We start from the raw sequence: 22,997 nt of genomic DNA on the forward strand, positions 1-22,997 counted from the left end.
TGTTGCGGTGTTCGCTGGTGTCCAGGTTCGCGATCACGGGGACCGCAGTCCCAGAGGTGGTGTCGGATTCGCGATCAACCGACGTCCAGGTTCACGACCGTGGCCGGCTCACCTGTTTCCGATAAGGTCTGTTTGTGACGATCAAGCAAATCAATGGACCCGTTCTCCTGGCCGCGACCGCCGCGCTTGTCGCGTTCGGCCCGGTCACCGCGCCGGCGAACGCGCAAGCACCGCTGCAGGCCCCGGAGGTGACCTTCGCCGGCACCGCGCCGGGAACCGTAACCGCTACCGTGCACAATCCCAACCGCACCGGTCGGTGCTGGGCGGAAGCCGGTGTCGGCCCTGAGAACAACCACCGCTTCTTCGGCAACAGCGCCCTGGAGTCGCTGGCCGGCCCAGGCCAGACCGTGACCACCACGCTGGAAGGGCTCGACTCCGGCACGACCATCACCGCCCGTGGCGGCTGTTTCGACGATACTTCCACTGGCGGGATGCCGTTCACCGAGATGGTGACAGTTACCGTTCCCTGATATACGCCGCTGCGACTCGAACTCGCAGCAGGCTGCCGTCGGGGCCCCGACAAAGCGAAAACCGCCATGTCGCTGCCCGCCACAGCCGGTTTCCCTGCCGAAGGGGAAATCTCTCGAGGGACAATCGGGTCGGCAACACGTCGTCTGCACCGTCGCCCAGGTCGGTGGTGTAACAGGTCGTCCGAACCTGCCTGCGATTGTCCCTGGCCAACCGCAGGCCGGCCGGGGACAACACATGAATAGCTCAGCCGTCCTCCTGGACTCGACTTTCGCGCTTTCCGTGCTCACGGCGGCAGGTGTGTGCTCGGTGGCCGAGCATGACGGGGTCGGAGTGGGGCGGGAGCATTGGCAGGTCGATTCCGTCTCGTGTCCAAGAGGCTGCCGACGCTTCCAGCGGTAATACCAACCCGTCCTGCTGTCGCACATCAGCCTGCTCAACCGCCGCGCCGCCGCAGTGCCCTCGCGCACCGTGGGCGAACCAGCTCCAACCGCCATCGGCAGGATCCAGCGGACACAACACCGGATCCAAGTCCATGGTCCGCAACCCAGCGCCAAGGCTGTGATGAGTTCCTCTTCTTCGGATTCGACCACGCCGTCGACGGCGACGACCGCGCCGGCGATGATCGCGGTCAGCAGCGGGCTCGCCCCGGCGGCCCACCGCGTCACCGTCTCGACCGCGACGACAGCGAGGGCGGTGAGTGCGAGTCCGGATCAGTGTGTGAACCCAGTCGGCGGCGCGGCTGCAACGTCCGTGATCGGCCGGTGTGTCCGGTGCCCGGCCGGGCTGGTGGTGGCGGTTGGTCTGCGCGGGGGTGTGGTGGGCTATGATCCTCGATCAGGGTTGTTGCTGCGGCGGTCGCGGTGATACGCGGCAGTGTCGGTTTGCGCCACAGCCATACCCGGGGTGATCGGGGTATGGCTGTGGCGCAAGCTATTTGGCTTGCGGTGTGGGCTGTTGTGCCAAATCTTTGCAGTAGGCGGGCACGGGGAGAGAATGATGGAGAAGTACTGGATGGCGGAGAACAGGGTGATGGGTCCGCCGGCCAACGCGATCCCGGCCATCGAGCCGACCGCACCGAAGGTGGCCATGCCGAGTACACACCCGGCGATGGTCGCGCCGACGAACAAAACCAGCAACGCGATGAGGGGGCTGGTGATGGTGGCTCCGACGGCCCCGCCGACCAAGCAGCCCACTCTCGCGCCGGCCGACCCCCGAACGAGCCGCCGGCCATGAACGCGCCGCTGAGGGCGGCGTATCTGCGGGGGACGAGCACGCTCAGCACCACGGCTGCGCCGACGCTGCCATGGGCGGCCTCGCCGACGCCGATCAGGAAGCGCGCCCAGCATCTGGCCGTAGTCGGTGGCGAGCGCGCACAGCAGGGTCGCCGCGCTCCACAACACGGCCATGAGCACCAGGCTGCGCACTCGTCCCCAGCGGTCGGCCGGCATCGACAGCGGCAAGGTGGGTATCCCGACCATGAGCGCGGCCACGCTGGTGAGTGACGCCGGCGGCGAATCGGACAGCGCGCATTCGGTGTTCCGCTCGCTAGAGCTGCGGGACTCGGTCGTGGCCGAACGTCCATCAGCTTGTACATCGAAAGGACCGTGATGACCTCGAATCCATCGACCGACGACCTGGCGCGATCTGTCGAACCTACGCTGCGCCCTTGCCCGGGCCGCGAGGAATGGCCCACTCTCGTACGGATCTGGCGAAGCGCTGTGGAGGCGACACATGACTTCCTCACGCCCGAAGACATCGACTTCTATCAGGCGCGTATCGCCAATGACCATCTGTCTGCTGTCTCGCTGACGGTGGCGACGATCGACAACATTCCGGTCGGATTCTCCGGCGTGGCCGACGGTAACCTGGAAATGCTCTTCATCGATAACGCGCACCGCGGCCAGGGCGTCGGAACCGCCCTGCTGCGCAAAGCGATCGACGAAATCCCCGGTCTGCTCGTCGATGTCAACGAGCAGAACCCACAGGCTGTGGGCTTCTACGAACACCACGGGTTCGTCACGCTTGCCCGCTCCGATTCCGACGCAGACGGGCGACCGTTCCCGATTCTCCATCTCGGGCGGCGGGTCCGCTGACCACAATCGAACTGGTGTGATGGTCCCTCGTCTCTCGGCCGACTCGCACCCGGATCCCGAAGACCTCGGCCAAGGGGCGAGAAACATCGACATGAGAAGTGCCGGTAAGGGGCCCTGGGGTGAGGAAGCGCCGCACGACCTTGCGCTACCACGCATAGTTTCGCGCTGCCACGCGGATCTCCCTGTGGAATCGGCGGATTTCGCATGTGGTCGGTCAGCGACGGATGAGGCCGCGGCCGGTTGCGCCGGCGGCGGTGCGGGAGTCGACGCCGAGTTTGGTATAGATGCGCGCGAGGTGGGATTTTACGGTTCCCTCAGTGAGATGGAGTCGGTGGCCGATGGCCAGGTTGGCCAATCCCTCGGCAACCAGGCCGAGGACTTCGGTTTCGCGGCGGGTCAGGGCGGTGCCGGTGCGCGCAGCCGGTTCATGAGCCGGTCTGCGATCGAGGGGGCGAGGGTGGTGCGGCCGGCCGCGGCCGTGCGTACGGCGTTGGCCAAGTCCTCGGGCGGGGCATCCTCGAGGAGATAGCCGGTAGCGCCGGCCTCGATGGCAGGAAGGGTGTCGGTGTCGGAGTCGTAGGTGGTAACGATCAGCACGCGGAGGCCGCCCGGTCGGGCGGCGATCTGAGCGGTGGCTTCGGCGCCGCTCATTCCTCTCCCGAACTGTAGGTCCATGAGGACGACATCGATGTCGCCTTCGACGGGGCGGGTGACGGCATCCTCGGCGGTGGCGGCTTCGGCCACGACGAGGAGGTCGGGTTCGGTTTCCGGTACGGCGCGCAGTCCGGCTCGTACGACGGGGTGGTCGTCGGCCAGGAGGAGGCGGATGTGGGCGCCGTCGGTCACAGGCGGGCCTCGGGCTCGGTCTTGGTGGGCGGAGTAAGGGGAAGCTGTGTGGTCAGGGCGGTGCCGTGGCCAGGGGTGGATTCGATGCTCAGGATGCCACCGAGGGTGTTCCTGCGGGCGCGCATGGCTGCCAGGGAAGCCCCCGCTTTCGGGGTCGGGGGCGGGCAGCTGTTCGAGGTCGAAGCCGTGCCCGTTGTCGACCACCTCGAGGGCGATGTGGTCGCCGAGGTAGCCGAGGGTGACCTCGGTGGTGGTGGCCTTGGCGTGGCGGACGGTGTTGGTGAGGACGGGCTGGGCGATGCGAAGGAGGGCGGCCACGTCGGGCCGGCCGGGTAGGGCGCGTTCGGCGGCGCGCAGCGGCAGCTGAATGCTAGAGAGGCTCTGGGCGAGGTGTCGTGGATCTCGCGGGCGAGACGTTCGCGTTCGGCGAGTGCACCCGCAGTGTGCTGGGCCCATGCCAGGTCGGCCCGGGTGGCGGTGAGTTCTTCGATCAGCTGCCTGCGCTGTTCGCTCTCCCGGTACAGGGCCTGGTAGCCCCACACCACCGCGACGGCGACAGCGGGACCGATCGCCATGGCCGGGCCGAAGGAGCCGATGTGGGCGGCGAACCCGGCAATGGCCGCCACGGCGGTGGCGATCACGGAGGCCAGGCCGGCGCGGCGTCGCAGCAGATGGAGCTGGAGGAAGTACAGTGGGGACGCCACCCATATGGCGTGGGGTGTGAGGGCCGGCAGCGCCGGCCACACAGCGCCCACGGCAGCCGGCCACCAGGCGACGGCCCGCCGGGAGCGGTGGATGCGGGGCAGGAGCGGCCCGGCGGCGTACACGAAGCCGCACGTCACCGCCGTGGCGATGGTCATCCCGGCGTAGGGTCGGCTGTCTGCCAGGGACCGCCCGGCGGCCAGGGCGAGCAGGCCGATGACCAGCAGATGCAGGCACCAGGCCAGGGCCCGGGAGGCCGGGGTCAGGGCGGGGCAGCGGTGTTCACAGTTCCTCTCAGGTTACGAAGCCAGGCTCCCATCGGCCTCCATCAAAAGTTGGAACCCGCGTGCCGTCTTTCGATCCGCGGAGTGCCGTCCTGCGCCAGACGCGCACATGAGGGGTCAGCGGCGACGATGGAGGCATACCGCTTCCCCGTTGGAAGGACAGGTCGACGGCACCCCTACCACCGGCCTGACCCGCGGTGAGCTGACCGAACTGCGCCGCCACAAGATCAGCACCGCCTTCCAGCAGCCCAACCTGTTACCGTCTCTTACTGCCTCCGAACAACTGCAGGTCATGGCCCGGATCGATGGACGCAAGCCTCGCACCGCCCGAGGTCGGGCCATGGACCTCCTCGACGCGGTCGGCTTGGCCGACCAGGCCGGTCGCCGCCCCCACCAGCTCTCCGGTGGCCAGCGCCAGCGCGTCAACATCGCCCGCGCCCTGATGAACGACCCCACCGTCCTGCTGGTCGACGAACCCACCAGCGCCCTCGACCACGAACGCGGCGCCGCCATCATCGACCTGCTCACCCGCCTCACCCACCAGCAGGCCACCGCCACCGTTCTGGTCACCCACGACCGCACCCACCTCACCGCCGTCGACCAGATCGCCGAAGTCCACGACGGCCGCCTCAACCTGGCAGCATCCACCTGCTGAACAGCATTCAGCGAAGGGGGCGGCGCGGAGCGTGAAGCTGCGCTCAGGCCCGACACATCGAGCGGAATCCCACGGCCATCCGGACCGTGGCACCCCGCCTACGACACCATCGTCGCCGTGCGAGCCGGGCTCGGCAGGCGTATCCGGAGGAAGGTCCAGGTACGGGAGGGACTCGCAATGAACTTTGTCAAGCCGCAGCAGTCGCGACCGGTGGAGCGAGGTGAATTCGCGACCGTCGCGCAGCAGCTCCCGCCGCTCGGCCTCGGTTACCGTCAGAACAGCCTTCTTCGGTTGCCCGGCCTTCGCTACCGCCGAAACCCGCAAATACACAACGGATTTCAGACGCGGAACACCAGGTGCGCACCGCGACCGGCTCGGTACCGCGGTGCGCGGCCTCGTCGAAGGCGATCCAGATTTCCGCGACGCTGCCCTGTGGTCGGTAGCCCTCGCCCAACGGCTGCACTGCGCCGCGCTACCACCGGCTCACCGTCGTGGACTGTGCGGAAGCCGCTTTCCGGCAGTGTGCGAGGATGTCGGAGCTGCCGTTATCGGGGTGATGAACCCGAATCCACTGTCGGGGCCGAACCAGCGGCCGACGCCGTTCATCGCCTTCCGGTTCATCGATGTGCCCGAGGGCACTGCTGGTCATTGCGGTTGCCGTGGCCGGGCGGGGCGACCCATTGCCAGAGCAGCTGTGCCCAGGCCCAGCACGGCCACAATGGCCCCGACGACGACGTTGGACCAGATCATTGCGGCGGTGGTATCGACACCGGCGACGATCCAGGGGGAGACGATCAGCCAGACGCCGAGCAGCGGGACGACGAATGCGATGCCGTGGGTGCGGCCGTATGCGGATCCGTATACCAACGCCAGCACTGCGATCGCGATACCGCAGACCAGGTTCGTCATCGTCAGCGCCGTCTGGTCGGCGAAGCCGATGATCCAGGCGGACGCCGCTGCATACAATCCGGACAACAGCATCAGTCCGTCGGCGACCTGAACGGTAGGTTGTTCGGCTGCTTGGTCGTAGCGCTCGCGCAACGCGACAATGTCCGGGTGGGTGTGGATCGAGGTGTGCGTCGATGTCGACATGGTGCTCATCTCCTCGGCGGGCTCTCCCGCCGCGTGTGGGTCAGTGGTCGGGAAGAGCTCTCGGGACGCAAATGGCTTCGGTGAGCAGGCCGATGGCTGTCTGCCCAGGTGGACGGTGTCGGCTTCGCCGATCATCCGACCAGGCGATGGTCGGCGAGGACGGAAAGTCGGCGGACCCGCTGCTCTTCCATGGTGGTAATGACTTCCTTGACGCTGCATCCAGCGTCGACGTGGATGGCGGCCGAGAGGCCGTCAGTACTCCTTGTTGGCGTCCTGGGAGTTGGTTTGCGCTTGCCGGGCGGTGACTGGTGTACCTCCAACGAAAACGAACAAAGATAACGCTTCGATTGGACTCGCTCACCGCTCCGCGGCAGTAGGGCCGACGGTCCTTATCTCGAAGACGAGGGTCCTCGGGACGGGCTCCCTGTGGGCCTGCTCCGTGGCCACATTACCGGGCATCGTGCAGGCCTCCTGTGCGATGCCGTATGTGTACTGGGGTTATGGGTTCCTGATCGGCGATAGGGCCGCAACCGATATCGCCAACGGGTGGTGTCATCTTCCCGGCGGGGCCGGATTCGCCATCGGTTGCGGCGTGTGGCTGCCGGCCGCCGACCTCGACCGGGCGCAACTCGCGCCACACCTCGCCGAGGTCATGGACGATCTCGACACCGCCATTCCACGTGGTTTCCGCCGCGGCGGCATCTGGCAGGTGTCACAGGCCGAGCTCGGCGCCATCCTCGCCGACGGCGCCGCGCACGCCGTCGCACGCGCCCATGGAGTCGCCCGCGACCTACAGCGCTGCGAGGACGGAGGCCGAGTCGAGGGCGCGAAACCTGAATTCGTCGGCGCCCGAGCCCACGAACGCGGACTCGCACAGGTGGGCAGCCCCGGGTCGGGCAACCACTCTCTCGAAGCGCAAGCTGTAGCAGAGATCTACGACGACGAGTCGGCCGCAGCAACGTTCGGACTGTGCGCCGAACAGGTGTGCGTGACGAGCTACTGCGGCTCGCGCGGACTCGGCCATCAGTGTGTGGCGACTACGTACAGCGGATGGATGCGACGATGGCACCCCTTATGGCATCCATGTACCCGACCGCAGATCAGCCTGCGCCCGGTCGATTCCATCGAGGGATGGACTATCTTGCGGCCACCGCGTACAGCCTCCCAATGCCGTGACATCCGCTCCGGCCGCGCCCCAGCAGGTCGACGGCTTCCCAGGTTGTCTCCGCCGTGACCTGCACGCCCCGCATGGCCCCGCATGTTCACATTCGCCTGGGAGATGAGGGCATGGCATCCGACTGTGAGCCGCTTCGTCACTCGGTCGTATCGCAGATCCGGCCGATATCGGTGCACGGGCAGGTCCGCCGACGCTTTCGGTCGGCCGAATGTCACGCAGTGGTTGCCGTCGATCTCGCCGAAGACAAGACCGGGTCGTCCGAGACCAACGGGTGCGCCCGTAGCCGGTGGTTGCCAGGAGGTGGGGTCCTCACAGGCGGCGACCGGCACGACGAGCACGGCTCGCGCCGCACCGGGTGCGCGGCCGATCCGGAGCACGGTGCGAGCGGGGATTTCTTCCGATGACGTTCGTGAAGTACAGCCGGTGCGGGAGCGGCGTGCCGCATAACGGCCGGACCGGACAGGTGCCGAAAGTCCCGAGATCGAGAGACCGGCGACCCCGATGCGCCGGACGTTGCGCACTTCCGACTGAATATAGCCATCGGCGATTCTCGACATAGGCCGGCCGGCTGTCCGGAGCGGTCGCGAAAGCGCAACTGTCCGTGACTTCGCCGCCCCAGGGTGAACAGCGGACCAGTCGAGACGACGTCAGGAGTTCGGATGCCACAGCGGCGAGACCTTCTCCAGTGCTTCCGGCCTGCGGGAGTTACCTGCGCAGCGACGCCCCAGGCGTGCCTGCCGATCGGGTCGCCGACGCAGAGCCGAACCGGCGCCCGATGTTCCCACTGCTGCAAGAGCCGGGACCGGTTTCACCCCGGTGCGATCTCCGTGTGGTGGAAGCCATGAACGCGAAACAGCCACCGCAGCGCCGCTCTTCTCGACTGCGGTGGCGGCCTCGACTGCGGTGGCGGTCGATCCTGGTCGAGGGCCGCACCGCCCGATACGCGGTCGGCGGCCTCGGCCCTCGTGTGCTCTTCCTGCACGGCTGGGGACTCGGCGGACGGGCCTATGCCCGTCCGCTCGATCAGCTCATCCGCATAGGGATGCGCGTGTACGCCCCGGCGCTGCCCGGGTTCGGCGGAACCGCCGGCTTGCCGGCCGAGCACCGAACCCTCACAGGATACGCCCGGTGGGTCGGCTACTTCGCCGAGACGGTCGGTCTGTCCGGACCTGTGACCGTGGTCGGGCACTCCTTCGGCGGCGGCGTCGCGATCAAAGCCGCCCATGACCTGCCCGATCTCGCCGAGCGGTTGGTACTCGTGAACTCAATCGGCGGTTCGGCATGGACCGACGGCCGCGGAGCGGTGCGCGCGCTGCGTGAACGTCCGCTGTGGGACTGGGGCCTGCACCTGCAGGCCGATCTGCTTCCCCACCGCCAAGTGACCCGGGTCCTACCGGTGATCTTGTGCGAGGCGGTGCCGAATATGCTGCGGAACCCGACCGGGGTGTGGGAAGCCGCCTACCTCGCCCGAACCGCCGACCTGGCCTCCGAGCTCACCGCACTCGCCGAACGCCGCCTCCCCATCTTCGTCGTATGGAGCACACGGGACACGGTCATACCCGAATCCACCTCGATGTCGCTGCAGACCGCCCTCGGTGACCCGCACACCATCACCGTGCCCGGCGGGCATACCTGGCTCATGTACGACCCCCACGCCTTCGGCGAATTGATCACCAACGTGATCCGCGAACCAGTTGTGCACCCTGACGCCGTCACCGATCGACCATCGGCCTACCGCAGATGACCCGCGCGGGTCGAGTCGGATTTTCACCCGGATCGCTGTCCATCGACAAGCACGCCGGGGCACCGACGCTGGAGTTCCGGTGAATATCGGAGATCGGTTACCCGGATGCAGGTGGGATCGGTGAAGTTGCGGCGATTCCGTCGGATGTGGTCGGCTCGGCCTGGGTGGGCGACGTCGGGGGGGCGGCGAAATCCAGGGTGGTGGCGGCGGATTCGCGGGCGAAGAAGGAGCCGATGTCGCCGATCGCACTCATCAGCGGTGCCGGGAACACGACCGTGGTGTTCTTGTCCGCCCCCAGTTCGACCAGGGTCTGCAGGTTGCGCAATTGCAGGGCCAGCGGGTGCGCCATCATCGTGTCGGAGGCGTCGCCGAGCGCAGCCGCGGCGAGCGATTCCCCCTCGGCGGCGATGATCTTCGCTCGCTTCTCGCGTTCGGCTTCGGCTTGTCGGGCCATCGCACGTTGCATGCTGTCGGGCAGTTGGATGTCCTTGAGTTCGACCAGCGTGACTTCGACTCCCCATTCCGAAGTGGTGGCGTCCAGGATCTGCCGGATGTCGGCGTTGATGACATCGGTCTCGGCGAGTGCCTGGTCGAGGGTGTGCTGGCCGACCACTTTCCGGAGCGTGGTCTGGGCGATCTGACCGATCGCCGCATAGACGTTTTCGATCGCGACGACCGACTTCTCGGCATCGACCACCCGGAAGTAGGCCACCGCGGAGATATCGACACTGACGTTGTCGCGGGTGATGATTCCCTGCGATTGGATCGGCAAGGTGACGATGCGCATCGACACGACCCGCAACCGGTCGAGGACGGGGATGATGAACCTCAGGCCAGGATCTCTGACCGCGATGACTCGTCCCAGGCGGAAGAGGACACCCTTCTGGTACTGGGTCACCACTCGAATCGACAGCGCTCCGGCGATCAGCGCCATCACGACGACGACAAGGATGACACCGGTGACGACGTTCACGACGCCTCCCTCACAGATATGAACCAGTATCTGCCCATGATGCGATCGGGCGCAGATCGTCCATAGTGCCGAATGACCTCGGGAGGGGAGCAGTTCGGCCGCTGGAACATCGAGGTCGCGGTGCCGCATCCTGTCGTGCGCGCAACCGGTTGTCTTCATCGGTCGGCCGGGCGTCCTGGACGACATGCTCCGGCCCGGTATCTGCCGGCCGCGGGCGTTGGCCCGCGCCACCGCAATCTCGGTCGTGACGCCAGAGGCAATCGTGTCGATGTCGGAGGTGGTGTCATGGTCGCCGGGTGATACCGAAGGTCAGCCGGGATCGCGGTTGTCGTGTATACCCGCACCGCGATCGGAATACACGGCCAGGACTCGACTATTTCCTGGCCACCGAGTGCCGGCTGTACTCGGGCCCGGGATATCGCCGCGCCGGGGGAGCGACGACGGCCGGAACACCTCTGCCACGATCCCGAACGGCAGCCGCCGTGACAGTGCGAGCAACGACGTTTCGGCGTCGGCCCGCTGCATCGCCCCCATGGCCTGGTCGGGCGAATGCGGCGGCCGGCTCGGCGGTGTAGCGGCCTGTGCCCAGGCCCGGAACACGGCAGGAACAGCGCCGGCCCCGCCGCCGGGAGCGAGCGGCAGCGTTTCCATCGCCGTGCCCGTCGTCGCCTCGGATACTCCGGCCTGTGGGAATGCCTCATCGACCATGGTCCCCGCCACCGTCCTGGCTCTGCCGGGCGTCGGTGTCCGGCCCGGCCGCGCAGCCGATGGTAGGCCCTGTCATCCCTGCGGCGGGATATCGGGGTGGGGCGGATGCGGACCGGCACCCCCAGGAAGGTGCGCATGGGCGGATGATGCAGTGGGAACCCAACCGACGCTGGATGCACGCCGAGGTCGACGAGCCGGATCGGTTTCGGCTGGTGGAACAGCAACCCGAGTACGCCGAGCCCGCGCGTAGCGGGACATTTACCGAGGGGGCCTCCTTCTCGGTGGCCGGGCCGGTATCAGATGGATTGCCGGTAGCCGAAGAATTCGTGGTCGGGGTTGTAGCCGCCGTGTCTGCCTCCCCGTCGGTGAGATCGCGTCTCGTGTGGGGAGTTTCTTGTAGCAGGTGAGCGCGGCAGCGAGGTGCAAGAATGCCGTAACAGATGCCCGTGGCGTTCGCAGCGGCCGGCCAGGTGCCGGTATCCGGTGAGCCAGGCGAGGACGCGGTGTCACGTGTGCACGATCAGGTCGACGACGCATCCCGGTACCTGCTGGTCGACATCGATGCGCTCGATCCGGCCGTTCGTGCCCGGCACCGATATGCCCGTGGGGGGCCGAGCAAGCAGTCGAGAACTGGTGTGGCCGACGAGTCCGTGGTCCGCTTTCGTTCGGCGCAAGGCCGCCGCCGGATGCCTTCGCCGTGACGGGCTCTCGCGTCCTTGCGTAACGCGCTGAGCAGTACCAGAATTGGTTACGGTCGGCGGTCTGCCCGATCCGCTCGAGGAGTAGCTATGAACTCTGCACGATCGCCGCGGGCGGTGCACGCCATCATCACGATGGACGACTTGCGCACCGATCTGGCCCGCCGCCATCGCGCCACCATCCCTGCCTCAGGGGTGATAGACCCGGCGGTTGTCGATGCCGACCTGGAATCCCTTGACCGTGACGGGTACATCATCTGGGAGAACCTGATCACTCATGACGAGTGCGAGCACATCCGTGCGGCGATCGTGCCTCTGCTCGGACAGACCGGCCGTAACACGTTCGAGGGTGAGCGAACCAAACGAGTGTACAGCCTGCTCGAGAAGACTCGCGCATGCGACGAACTCGTCGAGCATCCTCGGGTGTTGGCCCTGCTCGATCGGTTGCTCCTGCCGAACTACCTGCTCTCGCAACTGCAGGCGATCGAGATCCTTCCCGGTGAAGAGGCTCAAATGCTGCACCACGACGACGGTTTCTATCCGATCCCGAGACCCCGCCCGCCACTGAGTGTCGCAACGATGTGGGCTATCGATTCGTTCACCGACGCCAATGGCGGCACAGTCGTACTGCCCAGCAGCCATCGATGGGATTCCGAACGCCTACCGGCCGAGTCCGATACCCGAGTGGTTGCGCAGATGCCTGCCGGATCGTGCGCGTTCTATCTCGGCACGCTGTGGCATGGCGGTGGCGCGAATCGAACAACCGACCCGCGTCTCGGCGTGACCGTGCAGTACTGCGAGCCCTGGCTGAGGCCCCAGGAAGCGTTTACCTTGGCCACCAGTCGGCGTACCGCACAAGCGGTTTCCGAGAACATTCGCCGGATGCTGGGCTACAGTATTCACCCACCGTTCATGGGTGCCGTCGGCGGCATGCATCCCAAGCGGCTTCTCGAAGCGTCGGAATCCGCCGATCCCGCGACCGGCGGTTGAGGTTCCGGAGCGCGAAGTGACCGAGTGGTCGGTGCGGGCCGGTCACTCGGAAAGCCGCACCGGGCCGGCCGCTTTCCGGAGCAGAATTCGGTACAACACGAGGTGTTCCTCGTCGAATTGCCGGATGGACGCCTCCAGGTAGCGTTCATAGACATCGGCGACGCGTGCGCCGACAAGTCTTTCCGCATCGGATCGGTGCGCCCGCAGTCGGCGTAGCCATTCCGCGCAGGTTGTCGAATAGTCATGGCGGTCGTTGACCGGCGAACGGATTTCGAAGGGCTTTCCGAAGCGTGGGTGAGTTCCGCGAGTCGCGGTGGATCCGATTCGGGGAAGATCTCATTTGCCAGGAACTGCACATCGGTGATCGAGCTCTGGTCGAGTGGTCGGTTGCCCTTGCCGATCGTCTGTATTATGAGCCTGCCACCGGGGTGAAGCATGCTGTGACAGTAGGTGAAGAAGGCCCGATACGCTGCGGTGCGTTCCCGGCGGGACAGCCCGAACCGCACGAAATGCTCGAGCGAGCGCGCCGATGCAGAAGATGACGTCGTATCGGTGGCTGGGCCGATGCTCGTCCCAGTGTTCCAGGCGAATATCGATACGGTCTGTGGCGTGGCCCCGGACGTAATGATACTGGTCTCGGCCGAGGGTGAGGTCTGTGATACGGACCTGCCCGTGCCGATCGGCTGTTGACCGCATGAGACTTCCCAGCCACATCCGACGTCGAGAATCCGTTCGGCGCCGGTGATGTGGGCCTGCTCGATGAGGTAGTCGAGCTTTCTCCTACTGAGCGCGATCGAGGTCGTCGCCGTCGGCCCACAATGCGCACGAGTGGGTTAGGCCAGCGTCCAGCCCACAGCCGGTAGAATTCGGTTCCGATGTCGTAGTGATGCTCGACCGTATCTGCCGACGCACCCTGATATTCACCGGTCTCCGATATCATCACGAATCTCCAGGGTAGCGGACGGCGAGTGTGTCGAACCGTGTGGTGACGGCGCGGTGGTATTTGAGCATGTCGATCCCCCGCTCGGCGGCATCGCGGTCACGGTAGAGCGTCCGGTCGAATGCCGGTGGATGCCCGCCGGCCGGTCCGCGGTTACGGCGGTGGTGGCCTGATCTGCTGGGATGGGAATCGTCGCGGCACACGGTAGAATGGTGTTCATATCGGGAACGGCGACCCAGGGTACAACATGGCCGGATCGCATATGTTGGAGATGTCGACGTCCAGAACTATCAGGTATGCGAAAATTGAAGTGCGCTGTCGGTGTTGCGGGTGGATCGCTGACCGATAGAGTGCGGGTCGACGTACTCGCATGGAACATCGAGCACTTCGACACCATGCATCTCATTCGTGCCGGATACTTCCCTGATCCCACGCCTATATCGTCAATGCTTGGAGGTATCAAAAATGTCCTCTCCGTATATGCTGATCGAGATAAATCCGATTGCAGTCATCGATGATGAGAACGTCACGAAACGGCAACAGGATAGATCATGGGAGATTTGAGCATGATATCTCAGAGCTCGCAGAGTGGGTGGCATGGTGCGACATCTCGCCAGTCGGTATCCGCTGGGCGGGGACATCGTGGTTCGACAAAATCGAGGACGACATCTGCACCAAAGGTGATCCGACGCCGGCCGGACCGAGAATATTTTCCACATCGGTGCCCGATGGCGACGCAACCGTCATCGCTCGACTACGCTCCGCCGGCGCGATCATCTTCGGAAGGACCAATTTATCCGACTTCGCCTTTCGCCTGGTCGACTCGTGCCCCTTTGGTGACGAGCTTGACCATGGCGGCCCCTTTGCTCGATCCGCAGAAGACTATGCGAGAATACTTCCTGTTCTCGTCGGAGGCGACCCCGCAACCAGCATCCCCCATCCCGAATTCAACTGTCCGGACGTCCTGCGCCGTCCGGTCGCGGGATTGCGTATCGGCATCCTGCGGCAACTATAGCCCATGCTCACACCCGACATGGCAGACGCTATCGACGCTGGACCGCAAACGATGCGTCACATCGGCGTTGAGCTTTCGGGTATCGAAATCCCGCGTCGGGACGAGATGGTCGAGGCCGAATTGCTACCCGAATTCGGAACGCGGCTTCGCCGGGGTCTTGCCACCTTCGCTTCGGATTGCGTAAACACTGCTCGGATCGTACGGCTGTTCACACACGAATACCGTCGTGCGCTCCATGAGGTCGGCCTTCTCGCTCTTCCGAACGACCACAGAATCGCATCACATATCGATGCGAACGGAAAGCGTCTCGACGCAAGCACGACACTGTGTTGTGTGATCCCGGTGAATATGGACAAGGAACCCGCCTCGACGACACCGACGGCCATGGTGAACGGGCTATCCATGTCACTGCAGCCGGCGGGAAACCTGGCGACGATGGTCTACTTCTCGCCGGTATACGTGCTTATCGGCAGCCCACGACCTGGCACAAACGACACCGCTAAGAGCTCTACCACGAAGGAGAACATAATGTCTGGTCAGCAACCGATCATCGTCCGTAACAAGGAGGGCAGGCCGTACAGACAAGGGCCCGCATTGTTCAAGGCGTCCGGCGACGAAACCGGTGGGCGATTCGACTTCTTCGAAATGACAATCGAATACCTCACCGGCCCCGGTTTGCACTACCATCTCGTACAAGATGACACTTTCTATGTGCTCGAAGGAGTACTCGCTGTCCAACATGGTGATGAAGTGGTGGAACTCGAGCCCGGAGACTTCATCACCGTGCCACCCGGAATGCCGCACACTTTCGACAACATCCGCAAAGATCAACCGCCGGTCAAAGTGATCAACTTGATGACGCCCGCCGGGTACGAAGGCCTCTTCGCTGCAAACGAACACCTCGAGGCCGGGGCCGATCAAGCGGTCTACGACAAGATCAACGCCGAGCACAACGTGAAATACGTCGGCCCACCGTTGAGAGTAAAGCTGGGCCTCGAGTGAGGCCGAGCAGCGGATCTCGGTAATTGTCTATCTGTCGGCCGCAGGAGGCGAGTGCTTCTCCCGGCAGAACGGCTCCGCGTATTTGGCGACCTCATGCAGCGCCTGCCAGGAAGATGTTGTGGGCCTATTGATCTCGACTATGACCCACATGTCGTGTATGTCCCGGGCGAGGATATCTATGTACCCGCGAGCGCCGTACGTGTTCGGCAGGGTGAACTCCTTCTCCTGGACAAGGCGGAGTCTCGGCTCCATCAGATGTAGAGGTCGTCTCATGTGGACGGAAGTGGTTGCGCCGTATAGCCTGCCGGGTGATGGATGCTCTGGCTCGACGTTTGATTCGGCGATGTGTTGTGGGATATCGCCGAACCGTTGATACCGAAGTTCGCTGCGCGCAGGCGGGGTGGTGGGACCGCGCCGGTCGATGATCGTACGGTATCGGTCGCGATCGTGTTCGTGCCGACCATCGGGTGTACGTGGTGGCAGTTGTCGCCGGCGTTCGGGGTGAGCGTGCCGACGGCGCACCGCCGATTCTGTGCGTGGGCGACCGCAGGATTCTTCGACCGGCTGCGCCGGGAGGTGTTGGATCGGCTCGGTGCCGGCGGTGAGGTGGACTGGTCGGCGGCGATCGTGGATTCGGTGAGCGTGCAGGCGAAAGGGGGTTCGCTGACCGGCCGCAGTCCGGTCGATCGGGGCAAGTCCGGATCGACGATCCATGTCCTGCGGAGTGCGAATGAAATCCCGCTGGTCACCGCTGTGACCGGCGCGAACGTCCACGACAGGGTCATGCTGCGGCCGTTGGTGGCAGCGATTCCGGTGATCCTTTCCCGGCTCGGCCCATACCGCCGTCGGCCCGAGCGATTGCGCGCCGACAAGGGCTACGAGTCGGCAGTGCACCGACATCGGCTGCACTGCCGGCGCATCACCCCCGCATCGCCCGTTGCGGTATCGACGACTCCACCCGGCTCGGTCGCCATTGACGGAAGATCGAACGCACCTTCGCCCGGTACCGACTCCTGGCCATCCGCTACGAACGTCACGGCCATCTCTTCGCGGCCTTGGCCGACCTTGCTGCCGCGCTCATCTGCTACGAGAAACTCCCCCCATGAGACGCTTTATCAGGAACTTTCGGGCGCCTCGCGAGTTGGTGGATGCCGTCCATGTGGTGCTGTGCCGGCAAGGCTGAGCCACGCGGAGGTGAGGTCGAAATCGACGCCTAACCGGCCTCGCTCGGGCGGGCCGACCATCGGCCGTTGCGCGTCCGCAACACCCTGTTCTGATCGCCGGGTACCGCGATGACAGGTTCGGGGGCTCTGGGCGTCGTCGAGGCGGGCGATGGTGTCGAAGTCCGGTGGCCGGCAGTCCTCGGTAGTGGTCGGAGGGGGTTGGCGTGGGCAGGCACACCGCCGGCGATGAGCATGTGCTGGTGTTGCCGGCACAGTTGGTGTGGTTGAAGTCCTATCAGCGGTTCGGGTATTTCCTGAGGTTCGCTGATGCGCCGGGGCATCACCCGGCATGCTCGCACCGTCGCAGAGCTGGACGTGAATATTGTTTTGGTGGTGCGTGATTCGCCGCGGACCGTTACGTTCGTCTGTGGCGGGTTGCCAGGAGTGTGAGAAGGGGTGAGGGTGGCCAGGATCAGAGTGCGGGACCGGCTGCGATTCTGGTTCGACCGGACGATGGATCGCGGGACTCCGGCGTTGATCGGCTGGCTGGGCTTGGCGTCTGTGGTGCTGATCGCGGTGATCACGGGTCTGGCCGCGCTTCTGGCGCCGGCTGATGTCGCGGGCGTCAAGGGTGGCTGGGCGGGTGTGGCGTGGATGAGTTTGCTGCGCACGCTCGATCCCGGGACGATGGGCGGCGACGACGCGACCGTTTTCAGCGTGCCGTTTCTGGTGCTGATGCTGGCTGTGACGCTCGGCGGGATCTTCATCGTCAGTTCGTTGATCGGTGTGCTGGTAACCGGCATGGAACATCGGATCGCGCAGCTGCGCAAGGGCCGGGCCCCGCTGATCGAGGCCGGGCATACGGTGGTGCTGGGCTGGTCGGATCAGGCGTTCACCGTGGTGGCCGAACTGGCCGGCGCGAACCAGAGCACTCGCCGCTCGAGCGTGGTGATCTTGGCCGATCGGGACAAGGTCGATATGGAGGACCAGATCCGTGCTCGGGTCGGCGATACCGGCCGGACGCGGGTGACGTGCCGGTCGGGCAGCCCACTCAAGCGCAGCGATCTGGAGCTGGTCAGCCTGGACACCGCCAAGTCGATCATTGTCCTGCCGCGGCCGGGCGACGATGCCGACATCGACGTGATCAAAGCCCTGCTGCTGCTGAACAACCGGCCGTGGCCGGCCCGGCGACCGCATGTGGTCGCCGCGGTGCGGCAGTCGGAGAACGTGGCCGCAGCCCGGTTGGCCACCGACGCTGACACCCTGGTCATCGACGCCGAGGACATCACGGTGCGGATCGTGGTGCAGTCGCATCGCCAGTCGGGCCTGTCCACGGTGTGCACGGATCTGCTCGACTTCGCCGGCAACGGGATCTACCTGCAGGCGGAGCCCACTCTGACCGGGCGGACCTACGGTGACGCGCTGAGCGCCTATGACCGCAGCTGCCCGCTGGGACTGCGTCGCGGTGACGGGACGGTGGCGGTGAACCCGCCGATGGACACCGTGGTCGCCACGGACGATCAGATCATCCTGATCGCCGAGGACGATCTTCTGGTGGAATTGGCGACCGAGCCGGTGCCGGTGGTCACTGCGGCCGTGGTGACCGTTCCGGATCGCGGCCCCGCCCCCGAGCCCGACCGAACCCTGCTGGTCGGGTGGAATTCGCGCGGCCCCCGGATTCTCGACCTGCTCGACGAGTATGTCGCGCCGGGGTCGGTGCTCGACATCGCTGCTCCGCACCCCCCGCCCCACGAAGTCACCGACAGTCCGCGGACCAACCTGACTGTCGGCTATCGGGCCTGCGAACCGACCAGCCGGCGCTCGCTCGAATCGCTGAACCCGGGCAGCTACCAGCACGTCATCGTGCTCACCGACGACCTGCTCGAGGAGGACCACGCCGACGACCGGGCCCTGGTGACCCTGTTGCACCTGCGTGACATCGAAGTCCACATCGGCGATCCGTACTCGATCGTCACCGAGATGAACGACGACGCCAACCGGGAGATCGCACAGGTCACCAAGGCCGACGACTTCATCGTCAGCAGCAAACTGATCAGCCTGCTGTTGACCCAGCTCGCCGAGAACCGCCATCTGCATGCAGTATTCACCGACTTGTTCGATCCCAGTGGCTCGGAGATCTACCTCAAACCCGCCTCGGACTATGTCACCACCGACGTGGAGATCAACTTCGCCACCGTTGTCCATGCGGTGCGGTTGCGCGGTGAATCAGCGATCGGCTATCGGCTCCACCACCACGCGGGCCGGCCACCGGCCTACGGTGTCACCCTCAACCCACCCAAGGACACCCCGATCACTCTGTCCGCTTTGGACAGCGTGATCGTGGTCGCCGAAGACTGACCGTGCCACCGGGTTGCGGTGCGCGCACCCGCCGGCGTCGACGGCGTGGCCGGCGGAACATCGCTGAACTCTGGTCGATCGGGTCAGCGGAACGAGTGGCTGCTCCTCGGGGTGCTGGCTACCCTGGGATTTTGTTGCTATCGGTCTGGGCCCCCCGCTCCCCTCGCAGGCTCCGGTGCGGTTCGTTCAGCAGGGTCCGTGTGAGCAGTGTGGCGCCCGCGACGGCACCGGGCATCAGTAAGACCGGCGCGAGGGGTACGAGTAGGGCGATGCCGAGGGGTGCGCCGAAGCCCCATGCCAGTGCCTTACGGGCGCGGAGCAATGTCAGCCGTTCGCGTAGTTCGATACCTCGGCGTTGCAGTGCAATCGCGGTCAGTTCTTGGGCGAGGAAGAATCCGGTGACGAATACCGCGGCGATGGGGACGACGGTTTGGCCGACCACCGGTAGGATGCCGAGGACGAACAACAATACCGCCCAGGTCAGGGCTCGGATCAGGATGCGGATGCTGTCGAAGTCGAGCCGACCCCGGCCGGCCTTGTCGAATCAGCAATGTCGTCATCGAGGGACGTCGATTCGCGGTGAACCGAACGGGATGGCAAGCACATAGCCGACCTATACGTTGCCTCGCCGAGTAGCGGAAACGTAAGTTTCCCGGCGAGATCGGCGCCCCACTCGGATGCCTGTGACTGCGCGACAGCGTGCCGAGAACTGCCCCGACGGGGTTTGTCTCTGGTGGTGTCGGTACGCCCACACCGCAGCGGCGCGGCAGGCTTCGGAGGAACCTGCGCACCTGGAACCGTTGCTGCCCGATCGAAGAAGACCGGCCGTCCATCGGCGTGGACGACGTGACGGCTCATCAACGGAATCCGGTAGCGGACCCGGGTCGGCTCGCCGGCGGGTCGTGCCACCACAGTACGGGTCGTGGCAGGCCGTCTACAGCCTGTTCCGGCGCCGGCAACGCGCCGGGGCCTGGGTCTTCGTCCTGAAAATGCTGCAGGCCTTCGCCGACGTGGGCGGCGACATCGACTGGCAGGTGAGTGTGAACTCGACGATCATGCGTGCCCCTCGGCACGTCGCCAGAGCCCGCCGCGACCCGGCCACCCAAGCCGAACCACCCGGCGGGACCAGCGCCGAGCCCACCGTTCACACCCTGGGCCGACCCGGGGCGGAGGGGGCACCAAACTGCACCTGACCTGCGAACAAGGACTCAAACCCTTGGCGATGCTGCTCATCGGGGGCCGAGCCGATGACAGCCCGTAGTTCACCGACGTGCTCGAGGCGATCGCGGCTGCCCGCATTCGACACCACCGTCTACCGGGACCGCAACGCGGTCGAGCGCGGCATAAACCAACTCGAACAGAACCGGGCCCCGTAGCAACACGATTCGACAAACTCGCCGTCCGCCACCTGGCCACAATCCACATCGCTGCTATCAACCAATGGATCCGACACAGGTGAGGACGGGCACCGGCCCGGCCTCACCTGACTTCGAGGCACAACCTAGTGAGGCGCTGGAGATAGCGGTACTTCACCATAGCGATTCGCTATCATAGAAAGAGGCCGGGAGTGGAGAGGAGGTGGGTTGCGTCCAGCAGGATGGTGTATGACCGGCGCCGGCAAAGTCTGAGCGTGTCGTAGCCAGAAAGAGGGTGGTCACCGCGTGATCCTTCAAGACGACCAAATCTTCGAAGGAGACGTTCACGCGATGACCGCTGTTCAGCGTCCCGACCCGAGCAAGTGGTTCGCCGATCAACTCGCCATCGCGGGCCCTGACCTGCTGCGGGAAATGCCGACGACGTTCGTCCGGACCCTGATGAGCGCCGAGGCCGACGCGGTGTGCGGCGCCGAGTACGGCGAACGCAGCAGCAAGCAGGTCAACCACCGCAACGGCTACCGTCACCGCGACTTCGACACCCGCGTCGGCACGATCGACCTGGCTATCCCGAAACTGCTAACGGGCAGCCACTTCCCGAACCGGCTGCTCGAACGCCGCACACGCGCCGAGCGAGTCCTCGCCGGCGTCGTGGCGACCTGCTATCTGCTCGGGGTGTCGACCCGGCGGATGGAGAAGCTCGTCGAGTCCCTCGCTATCAAGGGCTTGTCGAAGTCGCAGGTATCGATGATGGCCTGTGACCTGGACGAGCAGGTCGAAGTATTCCACATCCGGCCCCTCGATCAGGGGCCCTACACGTTCGTTGCCTCCGACGCGCTCGTGCCGAAGGTCCGCGAGAACGGCCGTGTGGTGAACGTGCACTGCCTCGTGGCGACCGGTGTGAACGCCGACTGCTACCGAGAAATCCTCGGGGTCCAAGTCACTTCCGGCGCCCACGCCGGACTCGTTGCCGCGATCGGCGCGACCCTGCCCGACGCGTCGTGGCAGCGGTGCCGCACGCATTACACGGCGAACTTGATGTCGGTGTGCCCGAAGAGTTCGTGGCCGTGGGTACGCACGCTGCTGCACTCGGTATTCGATGAGGCGGACGCGGAAACTGTTGCCGCACAATATGGCCGCATGCTCGATGTCCTGGCGGAGAAACTGCCGAAGGTCGCCGAGCACCTCTATGCCGCACGCGCGGACCTGCCGGCCCGCTCCCGCACCACCACCACAACCGGCATCGACCCCGAGGAACAGGAGGAACCCGCCCCGCCGCAGTCACTGCCTGACCACAAACCGGATCAGCGGTGACCACCCCGATACACCACGCCCCTGGACTTGACCATGGAGGTGACAATGTTGACTCGCGCGTGGATCCGTTGGCTGCTCCTGCACGGCCTATCGCGGTCCTATCTGCTGTGGTCGGCGCGTCGGGGCGATCCCCTCGCGCAGATCATCTTCGGCCGGGATCGCTTGCTCGGCGCGTCGCCGTTCATCGAGGAGATCCGACAGCGGGGCCGTCTGCCCAAGCTGTCGGGAGCGCACGTCACCGCGGACTACGAACTGTGCCGTCTCATCCTGCGAGACAATCGCTTCGACGTGTTCACGCCCGACCATCCTGTCATTCCGAAGCCGATCCGCTGGGTGCTGGCCAAGACGGACCAGGGACTTCCCAACCTCACAGAACCGCCCTCGATGCTGGCGACCGATCCGCCGGAACACACCCGGTACCGACGCCTGGTCGGGCATGCATTCAGCCCAGGGGCGATCGGCAAATTAGAGCAACGGGCCGTTGAAGTGACCGATGGCCTACTCGAACGACTGGAATCAAAGCCGCGACCGGACCTGATCGAGGACTTCGCCGCACAGGTGCCCGTCGCGATTATCGCCGAGATTCTCGGGTTTCCCGCCGGCATGCATTCGACCATGCTGAAGTGGGGTTTCAACAGTGCGCCGCTGGTTGACCCAGCCCTGACCTGGACCACGTATCGCCACGCCACCGCCGAGCTGGCAGAGGTCAAGCAGTACTTCGACCAGCGCATCGACAAGCTCACCGCCGAACCGGCCGATGACCTGCTCACGGCACTGGTAACGAGTGGTGAGCTCAGCCGCCGTGAGCAGATGGCCAACGCGGCCCTGCTGCTGGACGCTGGATTCTTGACGACGGTGAACATGCTCGGCAACGGAATCGCACTGCTGACAAGCCATCCGGATCAGCTGAAACTGCTGATGGCGCAGCCGGACCTGTGGCCGGGCGCGATCGAGGAAATCCTGCGCTACGACTGCCCCGTGCGGATTACCGGCCGGATCGCCAACTGTGATGTCGACATTGCCGATCAGCACGTCAAGCGCGGTTCCCTGGTCTTACTGTCATTGGCGGGCGCAAACTACGATCCCAGCGTCTTCCCCGATCCCGAACAATTCGACGTGACCAGGGCCAACGCCGCGGATCACCTCGCGTTCAGCAGTGGGATACACGGCTGCTTGGGATTCCGGCTGGCCCGAATGGAAGGCGTCATCGCGCTGCGGACCCTCTTCGAGCGATATCCGGATCTGCGCTTGGACGGCCCGCCGATCCCGCGTCGCCTGGTGAACCTGCACGCCTACCGCTCCATGCCCGCCAAACTCACTGCCGACTAGCTCGAGTTTT

At 65.4% G+C, this 22,997-nt stretch carries 20 protein-coding genes and 7 pseudogenes; 15 read left to right on the forward strand and 12 right to left on the reverse strand.

Annotated elements, in window-relative coordinates; translation table 11 throughout:
* The first annotated feature begins 134 nt into the window (after window positions 1–134).
* A complete protein-coding gene (locus tag ON20_RS32545) occupies window positions 135–530 on the forward strand; it encodes a hypothetical protein (RefSeq protein WP_040842061.1) in 396 nt (131 codons plus the stop codon).
* 1,211 nt (window positions 531–1,741) lie between these two features.
* On the opposite strand, the pseudogene ON20_RS38420 reads toward ON20_RS32545, so the two are convergent.
* A pseudogene (locus ON20_RS38420) lies at window positions 1,742–2,063 on the reverse strand (MFS transporter); the annotation flags it as partial.
* Between the two features lie 75 nt (window positions 2,064–2,138).
* Between ON20_RS38420 and ON20_RS32560 the strand changes: the two are divergent.
* Complete coding sequence (locus tag ON20_RS32560) at window positions 2,139–2,624, forward strand: GNAT family N-acetyltransferase (protein ID WP_051163747.1); 486 nt, start codon at window positions 2,139–2,141, stop codon at window positions 2,622–2,624.
* A 214-nt stretch (window positions 2,625–2,838) separates the two neighbouring features.
* On the opposite strand, the pseudogene ON20_RS32565 reads toward ON20_RS32560, so the two are convergent.
* Window positions 2,839–3,452, reverse strand: a pseudogene (locus tag ON20_RS32565) (response regulator).
* A 240-nt stretch (window positions 3,453–3,692) separates the two neighbouring features.
* Window positions 3,693–4,178, reverse strand: a pseudogene (locus tag ON20_RS40885) (hypothetical protein); the annotation flags it as partial.
* 429 nt (window positions 4,179–4,607) lie between these two features.
* Here ON20_RS40885 and ON20_RS32580 point away from each other — a divergent pair.
* On the forward strand, window positions 4,608–5,111 hold the full coding sequence (locus ON20_RS32580; protein WP_245547626.1) for an ABC transporter ATP-binding protein: 504 nt from the start codon (window positions 4,608–4,610) through the stop codon (window positions 5,109–5,111).
* Window positions 5,112–5,756: 645 nt separating this feature from the next.
* Here ON20_RS32580 and ON20_RS32585 read toward each other — a convergent pair.
* Complete coding sequence (locus ON20_RS32585) at window positions 5,757–6,203, reverse strand: SPW repeat protein (RefSeq protein ID WP_040842121.1); 447 nt, start codon at window positions 6,201–6,203, stop codon at window positions 5,757–5,759.
* A gap of 439 nt (window positions 6,204–6,642) precedes the next feature.
* On the opposite strand from ON20_RS32585, the gene ON20_RS32590 reads away from it, so the two are divergent.
* Together ON20_RS32590 and ON20_RS32600 are read left to right on the forward strand one after the other, a co-directional pair.
* A complete protein-coding gene (locus tag ON20_RS32590) occupies window positions 6,643–7,437 on the forward strand; it encodes an RtcB family protein (protein WP_218002752.1) in 795 nt (264 codons plus the stop codon).
* Between the two features lie 784 nt (window positions 7,438–8,221).
* On the forward strand, window positions 8,222–9,124 hold the full coding sequence (locus ON20_RS32600) for an alpha/beta fold hydrolase (RefSeq protein ID WP_051163756.1): 903 nt from the start codon (window positions 8,222–8,224) through the stop codon (window positions 9,122–9,124).
* Window positions 9,125–9,221: 97 nt separating this feature from the next.
* On the opposite strand, the gene ON20_RS32605 is transcribed toward ON20_RS32600, so the two are convergent.
* The 3 genes and pseudogenes from ON20_RS32605 to ON20_RS35540 form a co-directional block, all read right to left on the reverse strand.
* Complete coding sequence (locus ON20_RS32605; protein WP_174361963.1) at window positions 9,222–10,058, reverse strand: slipin family protein; 837 nt, start codon at window positions 10,056–10,058, stop codon at window positions 9,222–9,224.
* 348 nt (window positions 10,059–10,406) lie between these two features.
* The gene (locus ON20_RS37250) at window positions 10,407–10,805 is read right to left on the reverse strand and encodes a hypothetical protein (protein ID WP_040842071.1); all 399 of its coding nucleotides are present in this window, start codon (window positions 10,803–10,805) and stop codon (window positions 10,407–10,409) included.
* Between the two features lie 101 nt (window positions 10,806–10,906).
* Window positions 10,907–11,050 (reverse strand): annotated as a pseudogene (locus tag ON20_RS35540) (hypothetical protein); the annotation flags it as partial.
* 201 nt (window positions 11,051–11,251) lie between these two features.
* Between ON20_RS35540 and ON20_RS32615 the strand changes: the two are divergent.
* Window positions 11,252–11,506 carry a hypothetical protein gene (locus tag ON20_RS32615; protein WP_157229189.1) on the forward strand — a complete coding sequence of 85 codons (255 nt, stop codon included), beginning with the start codon at window positions 11,252–11,254 and terminating at the stop codon, window positions 11,504–11,506.
* Window positions 11,507–11,593: 87 nt separating this feature from the next.
* The gene (locus ON20_RS32620) at window positions 11,594–12,493 is read left to right on the forward strand and encodes a phytanoyl-CoA dioxygenase family protein (protein ID WP_040842073.1); all 900 of its coding nucleotides are present in this window, start codon (window positions 11,594–11,596) and stop codon (window positions 12,491–12,493) included.
* A 42-nt stretch (window positions 12,494–12,535) separates the two neighbouring features.
* Here ON20_RS32620 and ON20_RS40890 read toward each other — a convergent pair whose 3' ends face one another.
* Window positions 12,536–12,817, reverse strand: a complete 282-nt coding sequence (locus tag ON20_RS40890; RefSeq protein ID WP_368853952.1) for a class I SAM-dependent methyltransferase — start codon at window positions 12,815–12,817, stop codon at window positions 12,536–12,538.
* A gap of 14 nt (window positions 12,818–12,831) precedes the next feature.
* A pseudogene (locus ON20_RS40895) lies at window positions 12,832–12,930 on the reverse strand (SAM-dependent methyltransferase); the annotation flags it as partial.
* Between the two features lie 127 nt (window positions 12,931–13,057).
* Between ON20_RS40895 and ON20_RS40155 the strand changes: the two are divergent.
* Window positions 13,058–13,183, forward strand: a complete 126-nt coding sequence (locus ON20_RS40155; protein ID WP_281032952.1) for a hypothetical protein — start codon at window positions 13,058–13,060, stop codon at window positions 13,181–13,183.
* A gap of 249 nt (window positions 13,184–13,432) precedes the next feature.
* Here ON20_RS40155 and ON20_RS38425 read toward each other — a convergent pair whose 3' ends face one another.
* Window positions 13,433–13,636 carry a hypothetical protein gene (locus ON20_RS38425; RefSeq protein ID WP_051163749.1) on the reverse strand — a complete coding sequence of 68 codons (204 nt, stop codon included), beginning with the start codon at window positions 13,634–13,636 and terminating at the stop codon, window positions 13,433–13,435.
* A gap of 389 nt (window positions 13,637–14,025) precedes the next feature.
* On the opposite strand from ON20_RS38425, the gene ON20_RS35550 reads away from it, so the two are divergent.
* Window positions 14,026–14,448, forward strand: coding sequence for an amidase family protein (locus ON20_RS35550; protein ID WP_157229190.1), 423 nt, complete (start codon window positions 14,026–14,028; stop codon window positions 14,446–14,448).
* 3 nt (window positions 14,449–14,451) lie between these two features.
* Window positions 14,452–15,450: a cupin domain-containing protein gene (locus tag ON20_RS33830; protein ID WP_083865600.1), complete on the forward strand. Its 999-nt coding sequence runs from the start codon at window positions 14,452–14,454 to the stop codon at window positions 15,448–15,450.
* Window positions 15,451–15,477: 27 nt separating this feature from the next.
* Here ON20_RS33830 and ON20_RS38430 read toward each other — a convergent pair whose 3' ends face one another.
* A complete protein-coding gene (locus ON20_RS38430; RefSeq protein ID WP_040842076.1) occupies window positions 15,478–15,702 on the reverse strand; it encodes a PDDEXK family nuclease in 225 nt (74 codons plus the stop codon).
* Window positions 15,703–15,795: 93 nt separating this feature from the next.
* On the opposite strand from ON20_RS38430, the pseudogene ON20_RS35555 reads away from it, so the two are divergent.
* Both ON20_RS35555 and ON20_RS32650 read left to right on the forward strand, forming a co-directional pair.
* Window positions 15,796–16,424, forward strand: a pseudogene (locus ON20_RS35555) (IS5 family transposase); the annotation flags it as partial.
* Between the two features lie 651 nt (window positions 16,425–17,075).
* Complete coding sequence (locus tag ON20_RS32650) at window positions 17,076–18,971, forward strand: CASTOR/POLLUX-related putative ion channel (protein WP_040842128.1); 1,896 nt, start codon at window positions 17,076–17,078, stop codon at window positions 18,969–18,971.
* A gap of 118 nt (window positions 18,972–19,089) precedes the next feature.
* On the opposite strand, the gene ON20_RS32655 is transcribed toward ON20_RS32650, so the two are convergent.
* Window positions 19,090–19,476: an EI24 domain-containing protein gene (locus ON20_RS32655; protein WP_083865601.1), complete on the reverse strand. Its 387-nt coding sequence runs from the start codon at window positions 19,474–19,476 to the stop codon at window positions 19,090–19,092.
* Window positions 19,477–19,873: 397 nt separating this feature from the next.
* Between ON20_RS32655 and ON20_RS39760 the strand changes: the two genes are divergently transcribed.
* From ON20_RS39760 to ON20_RS32670, 3 genes and pseudogenes are all read left to right on the forward strand, one after another.
* Complete coding sequence (locus tag ON20_RS39760; protein WP_051163751.1) at window positions 19,874–20,164, forward strand: hypothetical protein; 291 nt, start codon at window positions 19,874–19,876, stop codon at window positions 20,162–20,164.
* A 513-nt stretch (window positions 20,165–20,677) separates the two neighbouring features.
* Window positions 20,678–21,559 (forward strand): annotated as a pseudogene (locus ON20_RS32665) (transposase); the annotation flags it as partial.
* A 132-nt stretch (window positions 21,560–21,691) separates the two neighbouring features.
* Window positions 21,692–22,987: a cytochrome P450 gene (locus tag ON20_RS32670; RefSeq protein WP_438803466.1), complete on the forward strand. Its 1,296-nt coding sequence runs from the start codon at window positions 21,692–21,694 to the stop codon at window positions 22,985–22,987.
* The last annotated feature ends 10 nt before the right edge of the window (window positions 22,988–22,997 follow it).

The sequence above is a fragment of the Nocardia brevicatena NBRC 12119 genome (assembly GCF_000308495.1).
GTDB classification, from domain to species: domain Bacteria; phylum Actinomycetota; class Actinomycetes; order Mycobacteriales; family Mycobacteriaceae; genus Nocardia; species Nocardia brevicatena.

Coding starts and splice junctions, on each gene's coding strand:
- ON20_RS32560 (WP_051163747.1), top strand. CDS start 2,139: ATGACCTCGAATCCATCGACCGACGACCTGGCGCGATCTGTCGAACCT.
- ON20_RS32585 (WP_040842121.1), bottom strand. CDS start 6,203: ATGTCGACATCGACGCACACCTCGATCCACACCCACCCGGACATTGTC.
- ON20_RS32600 (WP_051163756.1), top strand. CDS start 8,222: ATGAACGCGAAACAGCCACCGCAGCGCCGCTCTTCTCGACTGCGGTGG.
- ON20_RS32605 (WP_174361963.1), bottom strand. CDS start 10,058: ATGGCGCTGATCGCCGGAGCGCTGTCGATTCGAGTGGTGACCCAGTAC.
- ON20_RS37250 (WP_040842071.1), bottom strand. CDS start 10,805: ATGGTCGATGAGGCATTCCCACAGGCCGGAGTATCCGAGGCGACGACG.
- ON20_RS32620 (WP_040842073.1), top strand. CDS start 11,594: ATGAACTCTGCACGATCGCCGCGGGCGGTGCACGCCATCATCACGATG.
- ON20_RS40155 (WP_281032952.1), top strand. CDS start 13,058: ATGCTCGTCCCAGTGTTCCAGGCGAATATCGATACGGTCTGTGGCGTG.
- ON20_RS33830 (WP_083865600.1), top strand. CDS start 14,452: ATGCTCACACCCGACATGGCAGACGCTATCGACGCTGGACCGCAAACG.
- ON20_RS38430 (WP_040842076.1), bottom strand. CDS start 15,702: ATGGAGCCGAGACTCCGCCTTGTCCAGGAGAAGGAGTTCACCCTGCCG.
- ON20_RS32670 (WP_438803466.1), top strand. CDS start 21,692: ATGGAGGTGACAATGTTGACTCGCGCGTGGATCCGTTGGCTGCTCCTG.